The 21,839-nt window shown below is 39.3% G+C and carries 20 protein-coding genes; 15 read left to right on the top strand and 5 right to left on the bottom strand.

Annotation, left to right across the window (positions count from 1 at the left end):
• Nucleotides 1-14: 14 nt before the first annotated feature.
• From AC0VYO_RS19790 to AC0VYO_RS19765, 6 genes are all read left to right on the top strand, one after another.
• Nucleotides 15-1,067 carry a M14 family metallopeptidase gene (locus AC0VYO_RS19790; protein ID WP_475368083.1) on the top strand — a complete coding sequence of 351 codons (1,053 nt, stop codon included), beginning with the start codon at nucleotides 15-17 and terminating at the stop codon, nucleotides 1,065-1,067.
• Between the two features lie 292 nt (nucleotides 1,068-1,359).
• Nucleotides 1,360-2,142 (top strand): SDR family oxidoreductase, encoded by a 783-nt coding sequence (locus AC0VYO_RS19785; RefSeq protein WP_475368082.1) that lies wholly within the window; start codon nucleotides 1,360-1,362, stop codon nucleotides 2,140-2,142.
• Between the two features lie 39 nt (nucleotides 2,143-2,181).
• Nucleotides 2,182-3,654, top strand: coding sequence for an FAD-binding oxidoreductase (locus AC0VYO_RS19780; protein ID WP_475368081.1), 1,473 nt, complete (start codon nucleotides 2,182-2,184; stop codon nucleotides 3,652-3,654).
• A gap of 10 nt (nucleotides 3,655-3,664) precedes the next feature.
• A complete protein-coding gene (locus AC0VYO_RS19775; RefSeq protein ID WP_475368080.1) occupies nucleotides 3,665-5,098 on the top strand; it encodes an FGGY-family carbohydrate kinase in 1,434 nt (477 codons plus the stop codon).
• Nucleotides 5,099-5,114: 16 nt separating this feature from the next.
• Nucleotides 5,115-6,413: an MFS transporter gene (locus AC0VYO_RS19770; RefSeq protein WP_475368079.1), complete on the top strand. Its 1,299-nt coding sequence runs from the start codon at nucleotides 5,115-5,117 to the stop codon at nucleotides 6,411-6,413.
• Nucleotides 6,414-6,736: 323 nt separating this feature from the next.
• Nucleotides 6,737-7,453: a MurR/RpiR family transcriptional regulator gene (locus tag AC0VYO_RS19765; protein WP_475368078.1), complete on the top strand. Its 717-nt coding sequence runs from the start codon at nucleotides 6,737-6,739 to the stop codon at nucleotides 7,451-7,453.
• 64 nt (nucleotides 7,454-7,517) lie between these two features.
• Here the strand turns inward: AC0VYO_RS19765 and AC0VYO_RS19760 are convergent, their stop codons facing one another.
• The 4 genes from AC0VYO_RS19760 to AC0VYO_RS19745 form a co-directional block, all read right to left on the bottom strand.
• Entirely contained in the window at nucleotides 7,518-7,856 is a 339-nt protein-coding gene (locus AC0VYO_RS19760) for a hypothetical protein (protein WP_475368077.1), read from the bottom strand.
• A gap of 24 nt (nucleotides 7,857-7,880) precedes the next feature.
• Nucleotides 7,881-9,731, bottom strand: a complete 1,851-nt coding sequence (locus AC0VYO_RS19755; protein ID WP_475368076.1) for a DUF6792 domain-containing protein — start codon at nucleotides 9,729-9,731, stop codon at nucleotides 7,881-7,883.
• Nucleotides 9,732-9,735: 4 nt separating this feature from the next.
• Nucleotides 9,736-10,335: a hypothetical protein gene (locus AC0VYO_RS19750; protein ID WP_194218544.1), complete on the bottom strand. Its 600-nt coding sequence runs from the start codon at nucleotides 10,333-10,335 to the stop codon at nucleotides 9,736-9,738.
• Between the two features lie 343 nt (nucleotides 10,336-10,678).
• Nucleotides 10,679-11,389: a hypothetical protein gene (locus tag AC0VYO_RS19745; protein WP_475368075.1), complete on the bottom strand. Its 711-nt coding sequence runs from the start codon at nucleotides 11,387-11,389 to the stop codon at nucleotides 10,679-10,681.
• Nucleotides 11,390-11,508: 119 nt separating this feature from the next.
• On the opposite strand from AC0VYO_RS19745, the gene AC0VYO_RS19740 reads away from it, so the two are divergent.
• Complete coding sequence (locus tag AC0VYO_RS19740; RefSeq protein ID WP_371017714.1) at nucleotides 11,509-12,411, top strand: DUF1672 family protein; 903 nt, start codon at nucleotides 11,509-11,511, stop codon at nucleotides 12,409-12,411.
• Nucleotides 12,412-12,529: 118 nt separating this feature from the next.
• Here AC0VYO_RS19740 and AC0VYO_RS19735 read toward each other — a convergent pair whose 3' ends face one another.
• Nucleotides 12,530-13,015, bottom strand: a complete 486-nt coding sequence (locus AC0VYO_RS19735) for a MarR family winged helix-turn-helix transcriptional regulator (protein ID WP_475366001.1) — start codon at nucleotides 13,013-13,015, stop codon at nucleotides 12,530-12,532.
• 166 nt (nucleotides 13,016-13,181) lie between these two features.
• Here AC0VYO_RS19735 and AC0VYO_RS19730 point away from each other — a divergent pair, with 166 nt between their 5' ends.
• From AC0VYO_RS19730 to AC0VYO_RS19695, 8 genes are all read left to right on the top strand, one after another.
• Nucleotides 13,182-14,834, top strand: coding sequence for an alpha-keto acid decarboxylase family protein (locus AC0VYO_RS19730; RefSeq protein ID WP_475369078.1), 1,653 nt, complete (start codon nucleotides 13,182-13,184; stop codon nucleotides 14,832-14,834).
• A gap of 240 nt (nucleotides 14,835-15,074) precedes the next feature.
• Nucleotides 15,075-16,526, top strand: a complete 1,452-nt coding sequence (locus tag AC0VYO_RS19725) for a cell wall-binding repeat-containing protein (protein WP_475368074.1) — start codon at nucleotides 15,075-15,077, stop codon at nucleotides 16,524-16,526.
• Between the two features lie 127 nt (nucleotides 16,527-16,653).
• Nucleotides 16,654-17,919 (top strand): LysM peptidoglycan-binding domain-containing protein, encoded by a 1,266-nt coding sequence (locus AC0VYO_RS19720; protein WP_475368073.1) that lies wholly within the window; start codon nucleotides 16,654-16,656, stop codon nucleotides 17,917-17,919.
• 260 nt (nucleotides 17,920-18,179) lie between these two features.
• Entirely contained in the window at nucleotides 18,180-18,707 is a 528-nt protein-coding gene (locus tag AC0VYO_RS19715) for a sigma-70 family RNA polymerase sigma factor (RefSeq protein ID WP_475368072.1), read from the top strand.
• Nucleotides 18,708-19,658: a hypothetical protein gene (locus tag AC0VYO_RS19710; protein WP_475368071.1), complete on the top strand. Its 951-nt coding sequence runs from the start codon at nucleotides 18,708-18,710 to the stop codon at nucleotides 19,656-19,658. It abuts the gene before it with no gap.
• 15 nt (nucleotides 19,659-19,673) lie between these two features.
• Nucleotides 19,674-20,210, top strand: a complete 537-nt coding sequence (locus AC0VYO_RS19705; RefSeq protein ID WP_475368070.1) for a DUF6241 domain-containing protein — start codon at nucleotides 19,674-19,676, stop codon at nucleotides 20,208-20,210.
• Between the two features lie 24 nt (nucleotides 20,211-20,234).
• Entirely contained in the window at nucleotides 20,235-20,426 is a 192-nt protein-coding gene (locus tag AC0VYO_RS19700) for a hypothetical protein (protein ID WP_475365995.1), read from the top strand.
• 239 nt (nucleotides 20,427-20,665) lie between these two features.
• Nucleotides 20,666-21,751: a plasmid pRiA4b ORF-3 family protein gene (locus AC0VYO_RS19695; RefSeq protein WP_475368069.1), complete on the top strand. Its 1,086-nt coding sequence runs from the start codon at nucleotides 20,666-20,668 to the stop codon at nucleotides 21,749-21,751.
• Nucleotides 21,752-21,839: the final 88 nt, after the last annotated feature.

Raw genomic sequence — 21,839 nt, 5'->3', positions numbered from 1 at the left:
ATAGGAGGATATATATGAAGAAACAAATTCTTACATTAACAGTAGCAGGAACGATGCTTGTGTCTGGTTCCTTTTTAACAGGGAATACGGCTTTAGCGGGAGATAACGGACCGAATGGACCGAACTATGGTGGCAATGAAACAATAAAAAATGAACGACTGCATTCTTATGAAGAAATGGTGAGCTTTTTAGAAAAAGTCGATAAGCGCTCTGAAGCGTTGGAGCTTGAAGTGTACGGTCAGTCGGTTAAAGGGAGAGATCTTTACCTTGCTAAGTTTGGTACCATGAACCCAGATAATCCAACAATTCTATTCTTAACACAGCAGCACGGCAATGAAACGTTAACGACGGAAGGCGCTCTTGAGATGATTAAGTATTTATCGTCGAATGGAAACAACGTGCAGAATATCCTTGAGAACGTGAATGTGCTGATTGCACCGCGACTTAATGTCGATGGGGCAGAAGGCGATGTGAATTTTTCATTAGAAGACTATGTTTCTGGTACGCATACACGCTATAACGCAAACGAAGTTGATCTTAACCGTGATCATGTGGATCGCGAGCAGCCTGAAACACAGGCGCTACACGAGAATGTGCTACAAAAATATTCGCCGGATTATATGATTGACCTTCATCATCAGGGGACACAAACAACGTTAGGCGACACGGGCGAGCTTGTGTCTGGTTCTATTCTTTATCCTACAAACGGAGACGTTGATCCAGAAGTGGTGGAGCAGTCTAAAGAACTCGGATCCGTTGTTTATAACGCGGTTGAAGCAAAAGGATATGGCCTACTGTCGAAGTATCCGGGAGGAAGTGCGCCAACAATTAGTCGAAACGGACTAGCGATGGAATATGGCATTGCAACACTTCTTTTTGAGATGCGTGGTATGGCCGATCATTATCGCGATGATTATGTTCTCGGGCAGAAGAGTAATGGTTATTTAATTCAACAAGCGGTTACGGCAATGAAAGCGAGTCTAAATGCCCTGGCAGATGATTCAATTGATTCAGCCGACACTACTTTCTGGGATACGCTTCCGGAAAGTAATTATGATGGGGAGTAAGTAAAAAAACCTACGATATAAGAAAAAGATAGTTTAAATGTGAGAGATAAACCTATTAGAGATTTAATAGGTTTGTCTCTTTTTTCTTGTTTTTAATGAAAAAAGGGGTGAGTGGGTAATGAATTCCACTTGCACGAAAAGAAAATTTTCCTTTTATTATAATTTATTTATAATAAAAAGAGAAATTTCTCTGAAAACGCTTGATTTTCATTTTGTGGAGGATTAGAATGAACCTAGTTGAAGAAAAGATAAAATAATCTGAAGGGTGGCAAGATTGAGTATGAACCCGGAAATGAATAAGATCACTGATTTTAATATGGATTTTTTTAATCTTAAAGGAAAAGTTGCAATTATCACTGGAGGTAATTCAGGACTAGGGCAAGGATTTGCGCTTGCGTTAGCGAAGGCAGGAGCTAATATCTTTGCGGTTAGTATGGAAGAAGATGACGACAGAACGAAGAAATTAATTGAAGCAGAGGGCGTTCAATATCATTTAATGCTTGGAAACTTAACTGAAGAAGGCGTCTGCAAGCATATTATTGATAAATGTTTAAGTGTTTTTGGAAAGATTGATATTCTCGTCAATAATGCCGGGATTAACATCAATGAACCAGATGTTACGAAGTTCTCCAGACTTCAGTGGGATAAAATGGTGTCTGTCAATTTAAATGCTCCGTTTGAACTGTCACACGAAGCAGCAAAACATATGATTCCACAACAAAGTGGGAAAATTATTAATACGTGCTCACTGTTCTCTTATCTTGGTGGACAATGGTCGCCAGCTTATGCAGCCACAAAGCATGGTTTGGCTGGATTTACAAAAGCGTATTGCGATGAACTCGCTCAATATAACATTCAAGTGAATGGCATTGCGCCTGGGTACTTTGCAACGGATGTGACAAAGAACACGCGAGAAAATCCTGAAAGCAATCAGCGCGTACTGGATCACATTCCGGCAAATCGTTGGGGGAACATTCAGGATCTCATGGGAGCGGTTGTTTTCTTGGCATCTGACGCTTCTAACTATGTAAATGGAACGTTACTTAATGTCGATGGTGGTTACCTCGTACGATAAATTCTATTAAACTATCATAATAAAAAAGGAGAATCAATTATGAAAAACCTATTAGAAGAATTAAAATCTCTACTTTCTGAGGATCAAATCGTAACAAATGAAGAGGCGCTCTACGATGCATCAGCCGATCGCTATAAGAAATACGCAAAAACGAAAAATGTACTCGATGTTCCGGCACCACTGGCGATCGTGTTCCCTCATTCAACGGAAGAAGTTAAAACGCTTCTCATGTTCTGTAATGAAAATAATATTAACGTGATCCCTAGAAGTGGGAAAACAGGCACTGAGGGTGGACTGGAGAACTGGAAAGAAACGACGCTCGTCATTGACGGTTCTAAGATGAATGAAATTATTAAAATGGATACGTACAACATGCAGGCTACGGTTCAGTCTGGGGTGAAGCTTCAAACGCTTGAAGATGAGCTACGTAAATTGGGCTATACGACTGGTCACTCACCGCAGTCCAAGCCAGTTGCTCAATATGGTGGCCTTGTTTCCACAAGAAGTATTGGTCAGCTTTCCACTTTGTATGGTGCGATTGAGGATATGGTTGTTGGTCTTGAGTGTGTATTCCCAGAAGGACAAGTTTCAAAGATTAAGAACGTTCCTAGACGTTCTGGTGGCCCGGATATTCGCCACATCGCAATTGGGAACGAAGGTGCACTTTGTTATATCACAGAAGTAACAGTGAAAATCTTCAAGCACAATCCAGAGAATAATGCGTTCCACGGCTACTTGATTAAAGATGTTGAAACTGGGATCAAAGTGCTACGTGAAGTCATGGTGAATGGTTACCGTCCATCTGTTGCGCGCGTTTATTCTGAAGAAGATGCAAGACAGCATTTTAAACATTTTTATAATGATAAGTGCGTTTTGATTTTCATGGCGGAAGGTCCAAAAGGAATCGTAGAAGCAACTAACACAGGTATTGAAGAAGCGGTTGAAAAGTTCCAGTCGGGTATTGTTGAAAAAGTAGATTCGTCGCTAATTGAAAACTGGTTCAATAACTTGAACTGGGATGAAAGCCGCATTGAGCGCGAAATCCAAGATATGATTGATCACAATACTCATGATGGGTTTACAACAGAAGTGTCGGCTGACTGGGAAAGTATCCCGAAACTTTATAACAATGTTATCGAACGGATTAAAAATGAGTTTGATCGTGCAGATGAGCTAACGATGCTTGGCGGTCACTCTTCTCATAGCTACTTGAACGGAACAAATATGTATTTTGTTTACAACTACACAATTAATTGTGCACCAGAAGATGAAATGCGCATTTATCACCACCCGATTCACCAAATCATTATTGAAGAAACGTTGAAGCTTGGCGGCTCTATGTGTCACCACCATGGTATTGGGAAGTATCGTTCTGAATGGACAAAAGAAGAGCACGGTTCTGCCTACTATATGCTTGAGAAGTTGAAAGAAGCGTTTGATCCAAAAGGCATCATGAATCACGGCACGATTTTCCCTCAACCTAGCGAAGTGAAAAAGTATATTAGAGGCTAGGAGGGAAATCATGGCGAATCGATACATCATGGGGATTGATAATGGATCACAAAGCACAAAAGTAGTGATCTTTGACCTAGAAGGAAATGAAGTCGCTTATGGATCACAGGCGTTAAGGGAAACCTTAACACCTGAACCAGGCGTCGTCATTCACCCAGACGATGACTTATGGGATAGTGTGTATTACGGTGTGAAAAACTGTTTAGCGAATTTCGACGGTAATCCGAAAGAAATCGAAGCAATCGGATTATGTACGATCCGATGCTGTCGCGTTTTACTTAATGAAGACGGTGATTTAGCCCATCCAGCGATTAGCTGGATGGATGCTAGATTATCAAAACCGTATGAGCACAAAGACGATCGCGTACAGTATGTGACAACAACTTCAGGCTATTTAGGATTACAGCTGACGGGAGAATACAACGATACGGCTGGTAATCAGGAAGTATTTTGGCCGATTGACCGCGAAACGTTAGATTGGTCGAAGGATGACGCCGTAATTGAAGCGAACGGTTTACGAAGAGATATGCTGTTTAACCTTGTGAAACCAGGTGAAAAGCTCGGTTCCATTCGTAATGCCCTTGCGGAGGAATTTGGTTTAAGCGAAGGTATTCCAGTCGTTGCTACTTCGAACGATAAAGCAGTGGAAGTGCTTGGATCAGGTATACAGAACGACAGCTCAATCATGATTTCATTGGGAACCTTTATTTCTTCCATGTTATTAAGAGACAACTATTATGAGAACGCGGAAAACTTTTTTCCAACCTTTGCATCGATTCCTTTTAAATACGTCTATGAATCTAACGGTATTCGACGTGGGTTATGGACGGTTAGCTGGTTTAAGAAGTTAATCGGTGAAGAACTTGTAACTGAAGCAGCTAAATTAGGTGTTTCGGAAGAAGAGTTCTTGAATCGTAAGGCGGAAGAAGTTCCTGTTGGTAGTGAAGGGTTGGTTACGATCCTAGATTGGTTAGCTTCACCTGATAAGCCGTATCGAAAAGGGTTAATGCTAGGCTTCGATCAACGACATTCTAGGTACCATATTTATCGTTCGATCCTGGAAGCGATTGCATTTAATATTAAAAACAATATTGATGAGATGTTAGATGAAATTGATGTGGAGCTGAATGAATTAGTCGTAATCGGTGGGGGTTCCAAGAGTGATGTCATCATGCAAATCCTGTCTGATTTATTTGGGTTACCCGTGCATCGGCGGAAGGGAAGCAGTAGTGCCTGTTTAGGGGCAGCCATTAGCGCTTCGAAGTATTTAGGTGTTTACGATGATTTCTCTGAAGCGATTGAGCATATGGTGAAAACGGAAAAAACGTTTGAGCCGAATGCGGAGAATCACGATTTTTATAAGACCTTAAACGAAACGGTTGTACAGCATGTGAGAAAGCATACGGATGAAATTTTTAAACTTTCTTATCCGATTTTTAAATAAGAAATGGATGATTCTTATGAAATCCAGTAATCTGAAACGATATTTTCAATTTATGCTTATTGTGTTAGCGGCAGGTGCTATTTTTCCACTCATTTACCTTCGAACAAATTATCAAGGGACGATTTTAGAAGTGTATGGGATGAGTTTATCGCAATTAAATAGCATCTTTTCCGTTTTAGGTGTCGCGTTTATTATCGGTTATTTTCCAAGTGGGTGGATTTCGGATCGGTTTTCCGCTAAGAAACTCATTTCTGTTTCTTTATTTTTTGTAGGATTAGCTGGCATTTGGTTTGCTCAAGTGCCAAGCTATCCAGTTGTCATTCTCATCTTTGCGATTTGGGGGATCTTCTCTGTTTTAACCTTCTGGGCAGCCCATTTAAAACTTGTGAAGCTCATTTCAAAAAAAGAAGAAGAAGGACGCTTTTTTGGGATTTTGGATGGCGGTCGAGGTGTTGTTGAAGCAACACTAGCGAGTATCGCAGTGTTTATCTTTTCAAGAGTACTCGGAACAAGTACAGCTGTAGCGGATAAACAAGACGCGTTGGTGAATGTTATCTATCTGTATTCAGGCGTACTGATTGCAGTTTCGATTCTGATTATGATTTTTGTGGATGTTGAAGATAAATCTACTCAGAAAACAGAAAAAGATGTGGAAAAGGGACCATCCCTAAATTTAGCGACTTTGAAAAAAGTTTTTGCTAACAAATTTGTCTGGTTACTTGGTGGCATCATTTTTATGAGTTACATTGTGACGTGGACCGTGTATTATTTTGGAGGATTTTTAGAAACGAATGTTGGAATGAATGCATCAATTGTAGGGACCATCACAGTGACAATGCTTTGGATGCGCCCAATTGGTGGCGTTGTCGGAGGGTTTTTAGGAGATAAATTTGGGAAAAGCAGTATCCTTATAATAGCCTTGGGATTAGCGACCCTCTTTTTGACAGCGGTTGCAATATTACCAACAACTTTGCCGGATTTTTACTTTAGTGCATTGATTATCTTAAGTGGTTTATCTGTCTATACGATCCGAGGTCTTTATTGGGCGCTACTAGGCGATTGTGACATTGATGACGAAGTACTTGGTCTATCAATTGGTTTAGTTTCATTTATTGGTTACTTACCAGATATTCTATTACCGCTCGTTATGAGCTTGATGCTTTCAACCTTTGGAGATGCAGGGGGTTACAATGCGTACTTCATCTTTAGTGCAGTAGCTGGTGTATTAGGTATCATCATTACGCTAATCTTTAAAACGACAGTTAATAGAAACGTGAAATATACTGAGCAAGAGTCACACCAAAGCACAGTATAGGAAGCGGAATCTATTCCAATAATAGACAGGCAATCGTAATTTTCGATGAGGAAATTACGATTGTTTATTTTAAAGTAATTTTATTCATATAGTTTACTTAGTGACGGTAGAAATTAAAAGCTCAAGGGGATAGACTAATAGGGAAAAGAAAAATGAGTTGGAATGAAATCAGGTTCCAACTATCAGTTGAAAGAGATTGAAAGGCGTATTAGCTGACTTATGTCATCAATGTTAATAGGATATAACGAACATTTGTAGTTAGCAACCAGTCTTATCGGTATGGCCTAGGGACTGGAGCAAGAAAGGAAGGGAATGGCAAATAAATGATCAAATTAGATACGGCTAATTTAACGAAATTAGAAGAAGAAGTTCACGGCAAGCTGTCAGAAGTCGTGGCTACAAACGATAAGTTGAAAATCATCGATGCCGCTGAGCTATGTGAAGTCTCTCCCTCAAAAGTGTCGAAGCTCGTTCGGAAATTAGGCTTCGATAACTTTAAGCAGTACAAGCTATACTTTAGCGGACAGCAAATTAACCTTGAAAAACAAAAAAAATCAAACGAAATTGAGCGATTGATGCAGTTTTTGGAAAACTTTGATCCTGCCCTTATTGATGATTTTGTTTCTGTTTTTCACAAGTATAAGAAGGTGATCATCTACGGTCTTGGTCCATCCTTTATAAGTGCGGAGTATTTTGGGTATAAACTGACAGTTGTCACAAATAAAAATATCACCGTAGCGCAAAGTGAAGACTTTGCAAGCCGACTGGCAGATGAAGATACGCTTCTGATCGTTCTTTCCGTTACAGGGAAATTCTCATCTTTTGAAAATTTATTTACAGAAACAAAACAAAACGGTGCAGATATCATGCTGATTCTAGAAGAGTATGTGAACACGTTAAATTCGATGGCGGACTATATTTTCTATTTATCGAAGTTTAATCAGGATAACAGCCTGCTTCCTTTTGAAAAAACGAGAACGGTGTTTTTTATTTTTATTGAAGAAGTCATTGCGAGGATTAGTGGGGGAGGCGAAAGGTGAACACGGTATTAGAAAAGCGTCTTACTTCATAGGGGAATGAGGTGAGACGCTTTTTGTGTACAAGTTAAGCAGAAGGAGTATCTTCATAAGTAATCGTTAGACTCTGAACCTTTAGATCATCTGCTTGCCTGTCTAAAGATTTGACAGCCTGTTCAGACTGATTTTCTAAAGCTGTTAGCAGAGTGCGGTTTGTCATTGTATAACGCTCGGTTTCCTCTACCATTGCTTTAACAATTTCGCCTTGCTGATCTTCGCTAATGATAATAGTCCGTACCAAATTTAGAAACTGTTCGTCGATATAGTGAATGTCGTCAATGGCATCCTGAAGCTGTTTTTGCTTATGTAATAGACTTGTGGATTCAAGAATTCGTTCTCTTACTGTTAATGAATGTAGTTCTTTCAAGAAAAAACCTCCTTAGGCAACTCATTAAATGAGTGAAAAAAGCGTAGAAACTCGGTCATCTTCGTGAAACAAATCTTCAATAGCTTTTCGATACTTTTCGATATAGTCATACCCCTTAGTTACTTGCTTACGAAGAGCAGACAGTTCATAGTCGAAATCAACACCTTGAAGAGGAGGAATAGATTCGTGAACAGAGATATGACGAATGGTTTTACTGAGTCGACTGAAATAGATGTGCTTTCGAAGATACATGCTATAATGATCTGGATTTTGCTCAATATCATTTACTTTCGTAAAAACTTGATGCTTTTGTTTTAAGTATTCTGCCTCGATCTCTCTATTCACAGCGAGCTCAAACCTTCGGATTGCCTCTTCTTTTTTTTGAATAACAGTTTTTCCATCCCGATACATGCGAAGAGACGCGGATATATTCACCAAGATGGTCTCACCATTTTGACTTGTGGAGTAAACCATATCTGTACCCTGATAGGATTTATTACCAGACCTAATGGCCTCAAGCATTTCAGCTATGCTATGACTGGATACGATCGTATCCATAAGTTTCTTGTATTCTTCTTTATTTAAAGTCTCAAGCTGCGAGAGAATCTGCGTGTAATTATGATAAAGTCTGGAAGCCAAAATTGCATCTCCAGCGATAGGCGGTGGTTGGGGAATCACTGAATCGAAGCGAATCTGATCCATTTTCCAAATAATATCCTCAATGTCTTGTAAATCTTTCTTTACTTTCTCAAAGACATGCACAAGCTCGGTTTTTTGGTCAGTTGTAATATAGTTGGCTTCTACTAACTTTCCGAAAATGGTGTCGGCGTTTTGAGTAATGACCTGAACATTATCGAGAAGGTCAGGAACTTTTTCGTTCATGCTTTCGACCATATCACTAAATTTTGATTGGTCGAGCAGATATGTGCCAGAAATATTTGCGATTGGGTTGCCGTTTAATAGTTCAGGATCGAAACCTACCAAATCCTTAATCACTTGATCATTTCCATCTTTTTTAGAGGCAACCGTATAATTAATGGCAAGCTGCTGAAAGTCTTCAATAACATGGTCAGGAATTTCATCAACCAATTCACGAATGCCTTTATAAGTTGGGTTTGTATCGATCATGTCTACTTCCCCAAGAGTAACAAATCCTCTTACACCACTTGCCCCATATAACGGATCATCATAGGAGATGGTTTGATGAACCCTTTTTGCTTTTTGGCTGTAGTAATCTTTGGTGAAGGCTTCGAGGGCTTTGGGGTCTATAGTGTAGATAGCATTTCGGTTATCAGGCGAAATGGAAAATGTTTTTGCAAGTTCTCTTTGGAAATTAGTATCAGCCTCAAATAACTGATAGTAATTAGTTTGTGCACCATTTACACTATAGACTTCATCAAATGTGTTGTATAAAAGTAGAGCAGTTGTATTATTGTTATGTGCTAGTGAATGAGAAAGTCCGATTATCGGGACAGTATTGTCTTTCTCTGAAATTTGAAATTCATTTTTTACATCTTTAACAAATTCATTTGTCATCTGCGCTTGTGAATAATCTTTACCAGCAAACATAGCTTTAATGTTATAAGACCAATCGTCATTTCCTTGGGAGCCCTGTGAAATAACATATATTTCATTGATATCATTTTCTTTTGATTTAAAATGAATTGCTGTACCGTCATAACCTGAAGTATCTCCTTCAAGTCTGACAGACTCCGATGAGTGGAAGATATCTATGTTAGCAGGAAGAACTTCCCCGAATTCTTCAAGATAAATTTGTTGTACTTCTTGAATGAACTCTTTATCGGAAAGATTGCTATACTCCAATTCTGTTATTCTTAGACGAAACTCGCGAGAATTTGATAGTTGAATCGTCATAAGTTTACTCACTTTCCGTAATGAATTTAATGGATTCTAGCCAATGATAGATAGTGGTTTTGTAATCTTTCTTAACTTGATTACAGTGACTGTCGGCATTACCCTTACTACACTCTGAAAGTGTTGTCACTTCAATAGCTCCATTATTTTCTGTGTTCTGAACCATGGCGACTACTCCAAAGTAACCATCTTCATCTTCATAAAAAGCTCTTTGTATAGTGCGTCCATCAAGTTTTTTTTCTTGAAATTGAAGAGGGAGGTCAAAATTTTCTTCAAGCGTTTGCAAGCTAGACTCCATAAATTCAGCTTTCATAAATTGATAGTATTTAATATTGATTCTGGTACTGACATTATTATCTTTTAGACCAATACTATATTTTTCAGTACCGTCTTGTACATAATATCCTCTTTCATCTATAACGCCCTCTTGAGGAAAATTCATACTATAAGCACCAGTTTCAGAAAGAAAAGGATAAAATCCTTCTTCTGTTTCGTTAATTGATTGAATGAACCCCTTAGTAAATTCATCTTCAAATGCTTTTACATTCGGCAGTTTCTCTGTATCTACTTTCTCTGGATCCGTTGTTTGATTTTCTTCACTCATTTGACAGCCTCCTAAAAATATAGATAAAACCATGAGTAGACTAATAATTAATCTCATTGTGATCCTCCAGCTTCATATGGTTGTTATAGGGCTCTTATTAAAAGATACAATAGATATCCTTTTCTTGGAATGTAACTGAGAGATTTTTTTGTTTGGTCAGCGAAGTAGAGACATTAGTACTAGCTGTGCTATGTTTGATTTATTGTCGTTTTGATGAATGGATTTTTTCTGTTAAGTGTTTTTTCTCCTATTGCTTTCTGTACAATCTGGAGTATTTGCTTAGACTAATGAGAGAACTCTTAGAGTAGAGAGGTTAGTTGGTTTGGCGATAACCTCCCCATTATTATAGTGAGATGCCTGTTAACGTTCGCGGTGTTTTGATTTGTGGTTGATTGGATGTTTCGTGTGTTTCTTGATTAATAAAATGAATGCTTTCAATCCAGTTAGTGAAGGAATTTTTTTTACTTTTTATCACTTCTTCACAATTTGATAGGTCCACTTTACATTCTGAAGTGTAAGTTACCTCAACAGCCCCGTATCTTTTAGTATTTTGGACTAGGGCCACGTATCCATAATAACCCTTATCAGTCTCGAAGTAAGCTGTACTTATTGTACGATCATCCAATTCCCTTGTTTCAAAATTAAGTGGGGATTTTGAATTTTTTATTAGCGTTTCAATTCTTGATTCTCTCAATTCTTTCTTCATAAATTCAAGGTATTTTATAGATATTTCAGAATCAGTATTTTTACCTTCTACACCAACAAGGAAACTTTCAGAGACTTTTTGTATGGAATATCCCATCTCACCTATTACTCCTCCGGAAGGGAAGTCCATTGTGTAGTGGTTGGTATCTGATCGAAAAAGATAGTATCCCTCCCTTGTCTCTTTAATGGATTGTAAGAAACCTCTCGTAAACTCATCTTTAAAAGCTCTTACTTTAGGTAGTTCTTTAGGATCAACTTTTTCAGGATCAGTTGTTTTGATCTCATTACTTATTTGACAACCTGTTATAAGAAAAGAGAGAAGAATGATTAGAGTAATTGGTTGTTTCATTGATACCTCCAAGTTAAAGGTTATATGTCTCTTCTATTAAAAGATACAATAGATTTACTTTTATTGGAATGAATAGTGCTAATCCTACTTTTATTTTATTTATACGAGAGGAGTAATTAGTGAAAAACTTTCTTTTTCTCTTCAGGATTCTTAGTCTGTTATTCATAAGTGAGTGTGCCAATAAAGAAAGCAGCACCATAAAAGATAGAGTAGAAGAAAAATACTTTCTCTCTGTTCAAGAATATACAGGGGAAGGTTATACGCTTGCGAAAGGTGAAAGAAACGGTGAGATTGCGGAAGAACATAGCGAAGAGGTTGATCGGGCAGTAAAGCAGTATTTTAAGAGAAACTATCAAACCAAAGTAAAGGTACATAGCATCGTGGGAGCAGTAGACGGTGCAATTGTTTTTGTCGAATCGGTGGGCAAACCACATTTCTACTCCTATGCAATTATCTCTGTCGATCAGCAATCAGAGACAGTAGATTCTACTGGGGTTTGGTCGCAAGAAGGTCAGGTTGGAGCTGCTATTAGTAGTGGATTATACACGTGGATCTATGAAGATGAATTTCAGAAACTTGATCAGTATTTAGATGGAAAAGTGAAAGAGTATCCTGTAGTAGGTATCTCTGAAGAAGCTAACCAAAATGGTGTGGGTAATTATCATACAACCCCTTATTATAAAGTAGTCATTTACGGTGGTGTTGTGCAAGAAAAACTTTTGAACGAGTATCTTGAAAATTCGGATCTCCCAAAAGATGAATGGGTCAATATGTTAGAAGGGGAATCAATCAATCCGGCTATGGTTAGTGTTCTTATTCAACTGTATATGGAGGAACCTGGTGTTGAACCAAACAAGGAAATATTCGATCAAATCGTGAGTGATTTATCCGATATGGACGGACTACCGATTGGAAAGTATAGTTTTTTACTGCATGATAATACAGTTGATAAAACGAATGGACAGAATAATAAGGAAAACACCCTGGAAAGAAAAGCTCCGAATTATATAATAAAGAGGTAAAGGTGTTTTTATTGATCAATTGTATATTTTAACAAATATCTTAAAAGCGGCTAGTTTATGAGTTTGTCATAAAGCTAGCCGCTTATTTTATCTCTCAAATAATTTACTCAAAACAACATCATTTAGAGTTATCTGGTTCATTTTTTAACTTGTTCTTCCACGCTTCAAACCCATCCCGCTCGACCGATAATTTCTCCATAATCGTTTGCCAGGCATCGACTTGTTCAGGCTTTAGTTCTTGGAAAATGGAAGTGAGGTGCTGTTTTTGTGTGTTGCTCAGCTTTTCCTCTAAATGTTCGCCTTTATCCGTTAGAAACAGCTGTTTAACACGGCGGTCGTGTTCCGCTTCTGATGTTGTGACAAGTTCTTTTTCGATTAAAGTTTTCATTGGTCGATGAAGCGCCTGTTTGCTTACTTCTAACAATGATAATAATTCATTCACACTAAGTCCAGGAAAACGTGCAATGAAAAAAAGAATGCGGTGGTGCACGCGTTGGATGCCGTACTCTTCAATCATAATATCTGGTTCTTCTGTGAACGTTTTGTAGGCGAAGTAAAACATGGCTAGCACTTCGTTCATTTGTTCGTTCGTTTTTTCCTTCATCACTACCCCCTGAAGCTTTGAACATATCGCATTAGTTGTATTTCTTAGTATACCACTGCGCTCATTTCGTCACCAATAAAGAGTCAACAAGTTTGACCTATATCATTCTGTTTGATACCCTTTTATTGAGTCAACATAGTTGACGTTATTAAAGGAGTGTTCAATGATGCAACAAACATATACAGTGGGAAATTATTTATTAGATCGTTTATCTGAATTAGGGATTCGCCATATGTTTGGCGTACCCGGAGATTATAATCTTGCGTTTCTTGATACGATTCTTGAGGATGGAAAAATGGAGTGGATTGGAAATGCTAATGAGCTGAATGCAGCTTATGCTGCGGATGGATATGCAAGAATGAATGGTGCGGGTGCACTTGTCACAACGTTTGGCGTTGGAGAACTCAGTGCAGTGAACGGAATTGCTGGCGCATACGCTGAACGCGTGCCGGTGGTAAAAATAACAGGCACACCAACAACGGCTGTGATGAAAAATGGATCGCTTGTTCACCATACGCTTGGTGATGGGAAGTTCGATCGCTTTGCGAGAATGTTTGAAGAAGTAACGGTGGCGCAAACGACGTTAACGGAAGAAAATGCGGCACAGGAAATCGACCGCGTCCTGCAAACATGCTGGATGGAAAAGCGTCCGGTACATATTAATCTTCCAATTGATGTGTACAATAAGCCGGTTAACAGACCAGCTTCACCATTGAATTTATCGTTTGAAGGAAATGAGGAAGTGCTGGATGAAATGGTGCGTGAGATTACGAGAGAAGCAAATGAATCGACTCAGCCAGTCATTTTAGCTGATTATGAAGTGGACCGTTTCGGAGCACGTGAAGCATTGCTTCGTTTTGCAGAAAAAACAGGTTACCCTGTTGCGACGTTAAGCATGGGAAAAGGAGTCTTCCCAGAATCTCATCCTCAATTCATCGGGGTTTATAACGGTGAACTGAGCTCTCCGGAGGTACAAAAACGAATAGACGAAGCCGATGTTATTTTTCAGATTGGTGTAAAGCTTAGTGACTCGATTACGGGTGGTTTCTCTCATCAATTTACGGAAGAACAGGTTGTCGAGATCAATCCGTATGGCGTGAAGCGGAAGGAAGCAAAATACGCTCCTATTTCAATGATTCAGGCGATGGATCAATTAGCTGCTCGTCTGGATCGATATGAGGGGGAAGCGGAGGCAACGCGATTTGCAGAGGATGATGTTTCTTCAAGTTCAAATGAAATCACGCAGAAGTGGTTTTATGAGCGAATGGCTCAATTCTTGAAGAAAAACGATGTCCTTCTAGCTGAGCAAGGAACGTCTTTCTTCGGTGCAGCGACGATGCCTTTACCTGAAGGAGCGCGTTTTATCGGTCAACCGCTCTGGGGTTCAATTGGTTACACATTGCCCGCTTTACTTGGCTCTCAGCTCGCAGATACTGATCGACGAAATCTTTTGTTTATCGGGGATGGCTCATTCCAGCTAACAGCACAGGAACTATCGACGATCATGCGTCATCGTTTAAAGCCAATCATTTTCCTCATTAATAATGATGGTTATACGGTTGAACGCGCGATTCATGGACCTGAGCAAGTTTATAACGATATTGCGACTTGGGATTATCAAAAACTTCCGCATGCGTTTGGAGCGGAGGAGCACTTCACGACGTTTAAAGCAGAGACGGAGGAAGAGCTTGATCAGGTGCTCGCTAGTGCTAATGCAGAAGATGAGAAGCTTTGCTTTATCGAAGTTGTCATGCATCGTGACGATACGCCTGAGCTGCTTTCAAAGTTAACGAAGAAGTTTGCGGCGCAGAATAATTGATGGAATGAAAAACGTAAGGAATGAATGATAAGAGAGTTCGAATCATTGTTATTGATGATTCGGGCTCTTTTTTTCATATTTTAGTAGCTCATCTTACTGACAAAGGTAGACATAAATCACTTATATTTATCCTTAATATTTCCTAAGCTTCGACAGAACCTCTCATGGTTTCTGGTTCCTAGTGCCTATATAATAGAGTGGTGTTTATGACACTATTTGGGAAAAACGGGGGATGGTTGAATGAGGAAAGTGGTATTTTATCTAGTTGCTAGTCTTCTAGTATTAAGCGGATTAACGTTGCCGGGAAAAGGTTATGCAGCTAGTGATAGTCATAATGAGTGGAAGAATGAAATTAAGAAGCTGGAACAGGACAAAGGAACTACTTTTTCGAAAGAAGATTTAGAGAAAATTGAATCACAGGTAAAAGACAAGCTAACGAGTGATCCTAATAAGGTGAAAACACTAACGGATTATTGGGAGAATGAACCGAATGATACTTTCGATCGAGCGAATCTATTAAATCTCGATGATACGGTGTATGGCACGTTTGAATGGGATGATGTTGACGTCTATCAAATTGAAGTGAAAAATCCGATAGAATTGGTTGTTTCAGGCGCTTCACAGCGTGGGATTGACCTCGGTTTCCTTCTTGCTGATGGACATGGGGACTGGTTAACTCCAGATGTTAATGAGGTTTACGACGGAGTTCAAATTCAACTATATGTGATTCCAGAAGGAACTTATTATATAGGAGCTCTTGATTTAAATGGCGGTGGTTCAGATAGCATGTATGCTTTATCTGCCATGAATATGGAGTATATTGATCGCATCTCAGGTGACGATCGCTATGAAACGGCGATCGAGATTGCTAGAGCAGGGTGGCCAAATGGAGCAGATAATGTGGTTCTTGCGACCGGTTCTACTTTTCCAGATGCACTAGCAGGTGCACCTCTAGCATTCCAAATGGATGCACCGATCCTTCTAACTCCAAAAGCCAAGCTTGATAAGCGCGTAAGGAATTTAATGAAAGATTTTGGCGTGAAGAAGGTTACGATTCTTGGTGGACCGAATGCTATATCGTCAGCAGTAGAAAATGAATTAAAAAAAGATATGAAGTTAACCGTTAATCGAATTCAAGGAGAGAATCGATACGAAACAGCAGCTGCGATCGCGGAGACGCTTCTACCAAATCGAACGGCAGTCGTAGTTGATGGTGGGAACTTTCCTGATGCTCTTTCCATGGCTCCATATGCAGCTATGTACGGTCACCCAATCTTTCTAACGGATACAAATGAATTATCAAAAGCAACAAAGGATGCGATGGTAAGTTATACGAAAACGTACGTGATTGGCGGCCCGAATGCGATTAGTGAGAAAGTGAAAAAACAACTTCCATCGCCAACAAGGATACAAGGAAATGATCGTTATGAAACATCAATAGCTGTTACGAAGAAGATGAAGCTACCAACATACGGCATCTTTGTAGCGACGGGTGAAGGATTTGCTGATGCTTTGACTGGGTCTGTCTTAGCAGCTAAGTTTGGTGCACCAACAATTCTAACAAAGAAAAATCAGCTTCCAGAGTCTACTTATAAATTCTTTAAAGAAGAGCAAACGACTGATTATATTATTTTAGGTGGAACAAGTGCTGTTGGACCTGGTGTAGAGGATGATATTCTTTCGTTGGATTGATGGTTGAATGGTGCCTGTCACCGCCCGAAGTATGAAAAGTTATGTCGAAATATAGGATGATTCATGAACTTCTCCTTCTCAAAATACACTAACAGTATAGTCTGCTGCATAATTGGGAGGAGATTCAATGGCGATTCACACAGTAATAATGGGGGATAATCTATGGCGTATTTCAATGACCTACGGTGTCCCGATCTCCACTTTAAAGACGGTGAACGGCCTTGTTTCTGATCGGCTTGTCCCTGGATTAAATTTGTATATCCCAGATCAGGAGTTACCTGAGCGGTATTACCAAATTAAAGAGGGAGATACGTTTTGGAACCTTTCTCAAAAATATAAAACATCCGTGCAAGCGATCGTTGCGGCTAATCCTACGATTAATCCGACAACGATTCCAATCGGAGCAAGAATTCGCATTCCTACTATGCAGAAATATCCTATGGAATCCCTCGTCTTCTTTGATGCAATAGAAGGCTCACCTTACTTAGAAACGTTGAATGAATTAGCCGATTCTATAACCTATTTAGCTATCTTCACTTACTCATTCACGGCTGAAGGCGAGCTGATTACAATCGATGATGATCTAATCTTACAGCAAACGAAACAGTTGAACATTAAGCCGTTACTTGTTATCAGTAATTATGACGTGCAAATGTTTAGTGCGGAGTTAGCTGCTACGGTTCTTCAAAATAAGGAAAGAAGAGCAACGCTCGTTCGAAATCTCGTTACGAAAGTAAAAGAAAAAGGCTATGCAGGGATTAGTATTGATTTCGAATTCGTTCCACCTGAGAGAAGGAATGATTTTACCTCCTTTTTAAAAGAGTTAAAGAAAGGGCTGGGTAATCTAACACTCCAGCTCAATGCACATGCCAAAAGCAGCGACATACCTACAAACCGTTTAGTCGGTTTTCTTGACTACAGGGCGGTTGGTGAGGTTGTGGACATAGTTTCCATTATGACGATTGACTACGGATACGCTATTGGTCCAGCTGACCCGATCTCACCTGTGTGGTGGATCGAACAGGTATTAACTTACGCCACTGGGGAGATCGATGCTCGTAAAGTGATGATGGCGATGAGCCTGTATGGATATGATTGGACGGTGCCGATTCAGTCTAAACCAGCTCAAATGATTTCTGCGCAAATAGCCCAGAATCGAGCAGTCAATGCGTGGATTCCCATTCAATACAACCAAACCGCACAGGCGCCAAACTACCGCTACACCTTTGCAAATACGTCGCACTCAGTTTGGTATGAAGATATCCAAAGCGTCACAGCCAAATACAAACAAATGCAAGCTTATGGTTTGCTGGGTACGACTTACTGGAGGCTTCGCTTTTCGTTTCCGCAGAACTTGGCGTATGTGAAGAAGAATATGCTTGTGCGAAAATAAAAGAGCTATTCAAAATTGTATCATTCGTTCTTTGAAGAGCTGATCATTTGGTTGAAAGAATGTCAGTACTTGAAAACGAAATATCAACTCAAGAACCGCAGGAACCTCTTAACTTCCTGCGGTTCTTTTTGTGGTGCATATCTTTAACTAGATAAAATTTGATATTAATTCTAGTCGTAAACTGCTAAAGATGGTATATTTTTGAACCGATAACGAAAAGTAAGTCGTCTATCATACAGGTGAATCCAGGGGGGAGCTAGTTGGGGGAGAAAAAAACAGACAATGAGTTTGAGAGAAATGAAATCGTTAGGGAGTTGATTGATGACTTTGCCGAGCAGATTAAGCGGCTGGCTTATACATATGTGAAAAATTGGGCGGTAGCGGATGATATTACGCAAGAAGTATTTATTTCTTGTTTTAAAAACATAGAACATTTCAGGGGAGAAAGCAGCTATAAAACCTGGTTGTTTAAAATTACCGTCAATCGATGCAAAGATTATTTGAAGAGTAAGTGGTTCAGGTCGATGGTTCCTTTTCGCGGGGATGAAAAGGTGGAGGTGGCGGCTGGTCTTGATGAAATACTCGTTCAAAAAAGTGAAGGAGAAGAGATTTCTCAGAAGGTTCTCTCGCTTTCGGTGAAATATCGAGAAGTGATTATATTGTTCTATTATGAGGATTTAAGTCTTCAGGAAATAGAAGAATTAACAGGTATTAAAACAGAGACGGTAAAAACAAGATTAAGGCGTGCTAAATTGCAACTTCGTGAGCTTTATAAGGAGGTTGAGTAGATGGAAGACAAGCTGAAAAATCTTCGTAAGGATATGGATGGAACGGTATTGAAGAAGGGCGAGGTGAGTGAGAGGGAGAAGGAGCGGATTTATTACACCGTAATTCATAGTCGTTCTTCCAAGCGGAAACCAAGACGATTGGTCCCAGCCCTATCTTTCGTTACTTGTTTACTTTTGGTATTTATTCTTGGGTCAAATGGAGTTGCTAATTATTTTGGAACAGAACAAGGGCTGGAAAAAGAAGAACAAGAACAACCAGATTTATCTGTTGGTGATGATGAAGTAGAGAAAAAAATGGAGAATGAACAAGCTGAATTTGATGAAAGGAAATTTCCTGATGAGCATTACCAAAAAATTTATGACTATTTATTGAAATGGGAGTTGCCAGAAGAAAATCGCATTTCATTGGAGGATTCAGAAATTCCGTCCAATATTGAATACGAGAATGGTTATAGTTTTTCGAAAGATACTGGATATATTTCGAGTATTAATTGGGGGCAAAGAGACCCTGAAGTTGACGATCAACCTCTTCCGACAGAAGATCAATATATGGGCGTCGTTATGGGATATATCAATGAAAAGGCAGCTGACATGGAAGTCGAACTTTTATCGCCTCCTGTCGTGGGAGTCTATAATAATGAAGTTGATTTTAGATGGGTTGTGAACGTTGATGGTATTAAAGAAATCCATGATCGGAGTGCATTAGTGAGAGATCGGATGGAACTAGCGATGAACTATTCAGATGAACTTCCGGCATTAAAAAGTGAGATAGATAAAATCTATACAAAAGCTGACACTCTAGCAAACGACTCCGCATCTCCTGAAGACGATAGCGTTGAAAAAGCGAAAGAACTAGAGCAACAACATGTCGTCCTTAAGCGAAGCATCGTTAACCTGGCTGGAATCATAGATCTAGCACGAAAAGATAAATTGAACGAACAATCATACTAAGGAGTTGTCTAAAACATGCCATCCACTAAAACAATACTGATTTCAATCGTATCAATCGTCCTTTTGGCTCTTGGACTTGGCTATTGGTTTATCTCAGATATGAATACAACTTTACTAGAAGACAAAGGCGTAACTGAAGCATCTGATGAGGGCTCAGCAGATGCGGCAGATGAGATTGATCAGGAACGCTATATTGATGATGGATCGGATTCAACAGCGAATGATGATATACCGAGTGAACAGCATTTTATGAACACTCTTCACGGTATGACACATCAGAAAGTTTATGCTGATGAAAAGTGGACGCTTGTTGAAATGACAGATGAGCGTATTGACGACATGCTTACCATTCTGGATCAAGTCGAGGGTAAGGGAGAATATGAACATTACGATTTATATAAGCAAGCGTTAATGAAATGGAAAAACGGAAATTTTGAAAATGCGGTCTACGTTCATAACGAGCTCTGGAGCTTGAATAACGGGTCAGTCGGAAAGGCGAGTCGGTTATTGTCTGCTGATGAAGAGCAGGTATTTGTTGATGAGCACTACTAAACTAAAGAAAGGATTGAGAGATAAATGATGAAACTAGAAGTTTCCGAAACAGAAAAGTCCGTTTTTCTTGATGGATTAAGGTTGTGGTACAACAAGGAAAGCGGAGCAATACACCTGAAGGTACCTGGGGTGAAGGAACTTCATTATGTAAAAAAAGGTTCAGACCTGTATGAGCCGTTGCTTCAAGAGGTTAAGAGGGTTTCAAAAGACGATTAAATGAATGGTGCGGGAGTTAAACAAACGTTTGTTTAACTCCCGCCGTTTTATTTTATGTAAAGCAGTGGACTGGTTTGAGTTGCAGGGGGAGTTAGAGTGGAATACTAGTTTCATTCATAACGATATAAGTCATTCGCCATTTGACGAAACACTTCTGGAGTTAGAGAATGAATACATGAAGCGAAATTTACTGACTGAGTGGGTCTTTTTCTAAATCAACTTTAAAAAGGAGCTCTTACATGCTAATTCAATGTACCAAAAAACTATTAGATGAAGTGAAAGGCGACGTAGCGATAGATGTAGATGAGGAACCTTTACATTCCTGGCATGCTAACGTCATTAAGCTTGGACGGAAAAAGGTAGTAGTTTTCGTTAATGATCAAAATCGCTATGCAATTGTACTATATGGTGTAAAAGCGAAAGACTTTAAGCAATTGGATCAGCTATTACTTAAAGGAATTGAACGAGTGTATGCGGCAGAAGGGATTAAGAAAGAGATTATTGATCAAGTCGTTCAGAACGCGGGACAGACGACTTATGCCAAAACTAAAAATCGCACAACGGTTGCGAGATTAAACAAAGCTTGTGAAAACGTGGAATTCGGTGAAGATATGATTGACCCTGATACAATTATCCAAGAAGAATTGAGTCAATGGGTTAGCAATACGTTGTATGGAAACGGAAAGAATAGCTACATTGTACCAAATGAGGAATTGTACAAAGACTTAGAAGAGCTTTCAGGTGGGGAGATTTTTAGTATAGAGGCGGTAGTTCTGAAGGTAACGCTGCAACTCAGGGATTATAATGTATGGCGAAGGTTAAGAGTACCGACGAATACAACCTTTTCGAGTTTCCATAGAATTTTACAAACCACTTTTGGGTGGATGAATGCTCATCTTCATGATTTCATGATTTATCCTTTGGAAGCAGATAAAAATAATAATCGTCCACTTATGAACTTAGTCAGTAGTAAGCATGCATTTGACTTTCAAGGAGAAACGCCAATGGCATTAGAGGGAGGAAAGAAACTTTCGGATTATCTGCCTGCTCGCATGGTGTATACCTACGATTATGGAGATTACTGGGTGCATGAAATTGAGGTAGAACGAATCATTCAAAATTCAGATTTAAATTATTCTGTCTGCCTTGATGGGGAAGGGAATGCTCCTCCTGAAGATGTAGGTGGAGAAGGAGGATTTGAAGAATTCCTCCAAATTGTTAATGATGTGAATCATTCTGATCGTAAGGATATGATGGACTGGGCTATATCCCAGGGGTATAAGTCGTTTGATAAAGATGTTATTAATCGGTTGTTGAAGAAATAATGACAATTCGAAAAGGTACATTAAAGCATCTCTGGGTCACTTCCAGGGGTGCTTTTTAGTTTGATAGAAACGAGTTCTTAGTACCTTC

This window comes from Anaerobacillus sp. 63XJN7_4_ISO-PGPR-S23-413 (assembly GCF_056173725.1).
This window is presented reverse-complemented; position numbering and strand designations above follow the sequence as displayed.

Bases quoted from the DNA above. Each gene is read 5' to 3' on its own strand.
- AC0VYO_RS19790 (WP_475368083.1), top strand. From the start codon at position 15: ATGAAGAAACAAATTCTTACATTAACAGTAGCAGGAACGATGCTTGTG.
- AC0VYO_RS19785 (WP_475368082.1), top strand. From the start codon at position 1,360: ATGAATAAGATCACTGATTTTAATATGGATTTTTTTAATCTTAAAGGA.
- AC0VYO_RS19780 (WP_475368081.1), top strand. From the start codon at position 2,182: ATGAAAAACCTATTAGAAGAATTAAAATCTCTACTTTCTGAGGATCAA.
- AC0VYO_RS19775 (WP_475368080.1), top strand. From the start codon at position 3,665: ATGGCGAATCGATACATCATGGGGATTGATAATGGATCACAAAGCACA.
- AC0VYO_RS19770 (WP_475368079.1), top strand. From the start codon at position 5,115: ATGAAATCCAGTAATCTGAAACGATATTTTCAATTTATGCTTATTGTG.
- AC0VYO_RS19765 (WP_475368078.1), top strand. From the start codon at position 6,737: ATGATCAAATTAGATACGGCTAATTTAACGAAATTAGAAGAAGAAGTT.
- AC0VYO_RS19755 (WP_475368076.1), bottom strand. From the start codon at position 9,731: ATGACGATTCAACTATCAAATTCTCGCGAGTTTCGTCTAAGAATAACA.
- AC0VYO_RS19750 (WP_194218544.1), bottom strand. From the start codon at position 10,335: ATGAGTGAAGAAAATCAAACAACGGATCCAGAGAAAGTAGATACAGAG.
- AC0VYO_RS19745 (WP_475368075.1), bottom strand. From the start codon at position 11,389: ATGAAACAACCAATTACTCTAATCATTCTTCTCTCTTTTCTTATAACA.
- AC0VYO_RS19735 (WP_475366001.1), bottom strand. From the start codon at position 13,015: ATGAAGGAAAAAACGAACGAACAAATGAACGAAGTGCTAGCCATGTTT.
- AC0VYO_RS19730 (WP_475369078.1), top strand. From the start codon at position 13,182: ATGCAACAAACATATACAGTGGGAAATTATTTATTAGATCGTTTATCT.
- AC0VYO_RS19725 (WP_475368074.1), top strand. From the start codon at position 15,075: ATGAGGAAAGTGGTATTTTATCTAGTTGCTAGTCTTCTAGTATTAAGC.
- AC0VYO_RS19720 (WP_475368073.1), top strand. From the start codon at position 16,654: ATGGCGATTCACACAGTAATAATGGGGGATAATCTATGGCGTATTTCA.
- AC0VYO_RS19710 (WP_475368071.1), top strand. From the start codon at position 18,708: ATGGAAGACAAGCTGAAAAATCTTCGTAAGGATATGGATGGAACGGTA.
- AC0VYO_RS19705 (WP_475368070.1), top strand. From the start codon at position 19,674: ATGCCATCCACTAAAACAATACTGATTTCAATCGTATCAATCGTCCTT.
- AC0VYO_RS19700 (WP_475365995.1), top strand. From the start codon at position 20,235: ATGATGAAACTAGAAGTTTCCGAAACAGAAAAGTCCGTTTTTCTTGAT.
- AC0VYO_RS19695 (WP_475368069.1), top strand. From the start codon at position 20,666: ATGCTAATTCAATGTACCAAAAAACTATTAGATGAAGTGAAAGGCGAC.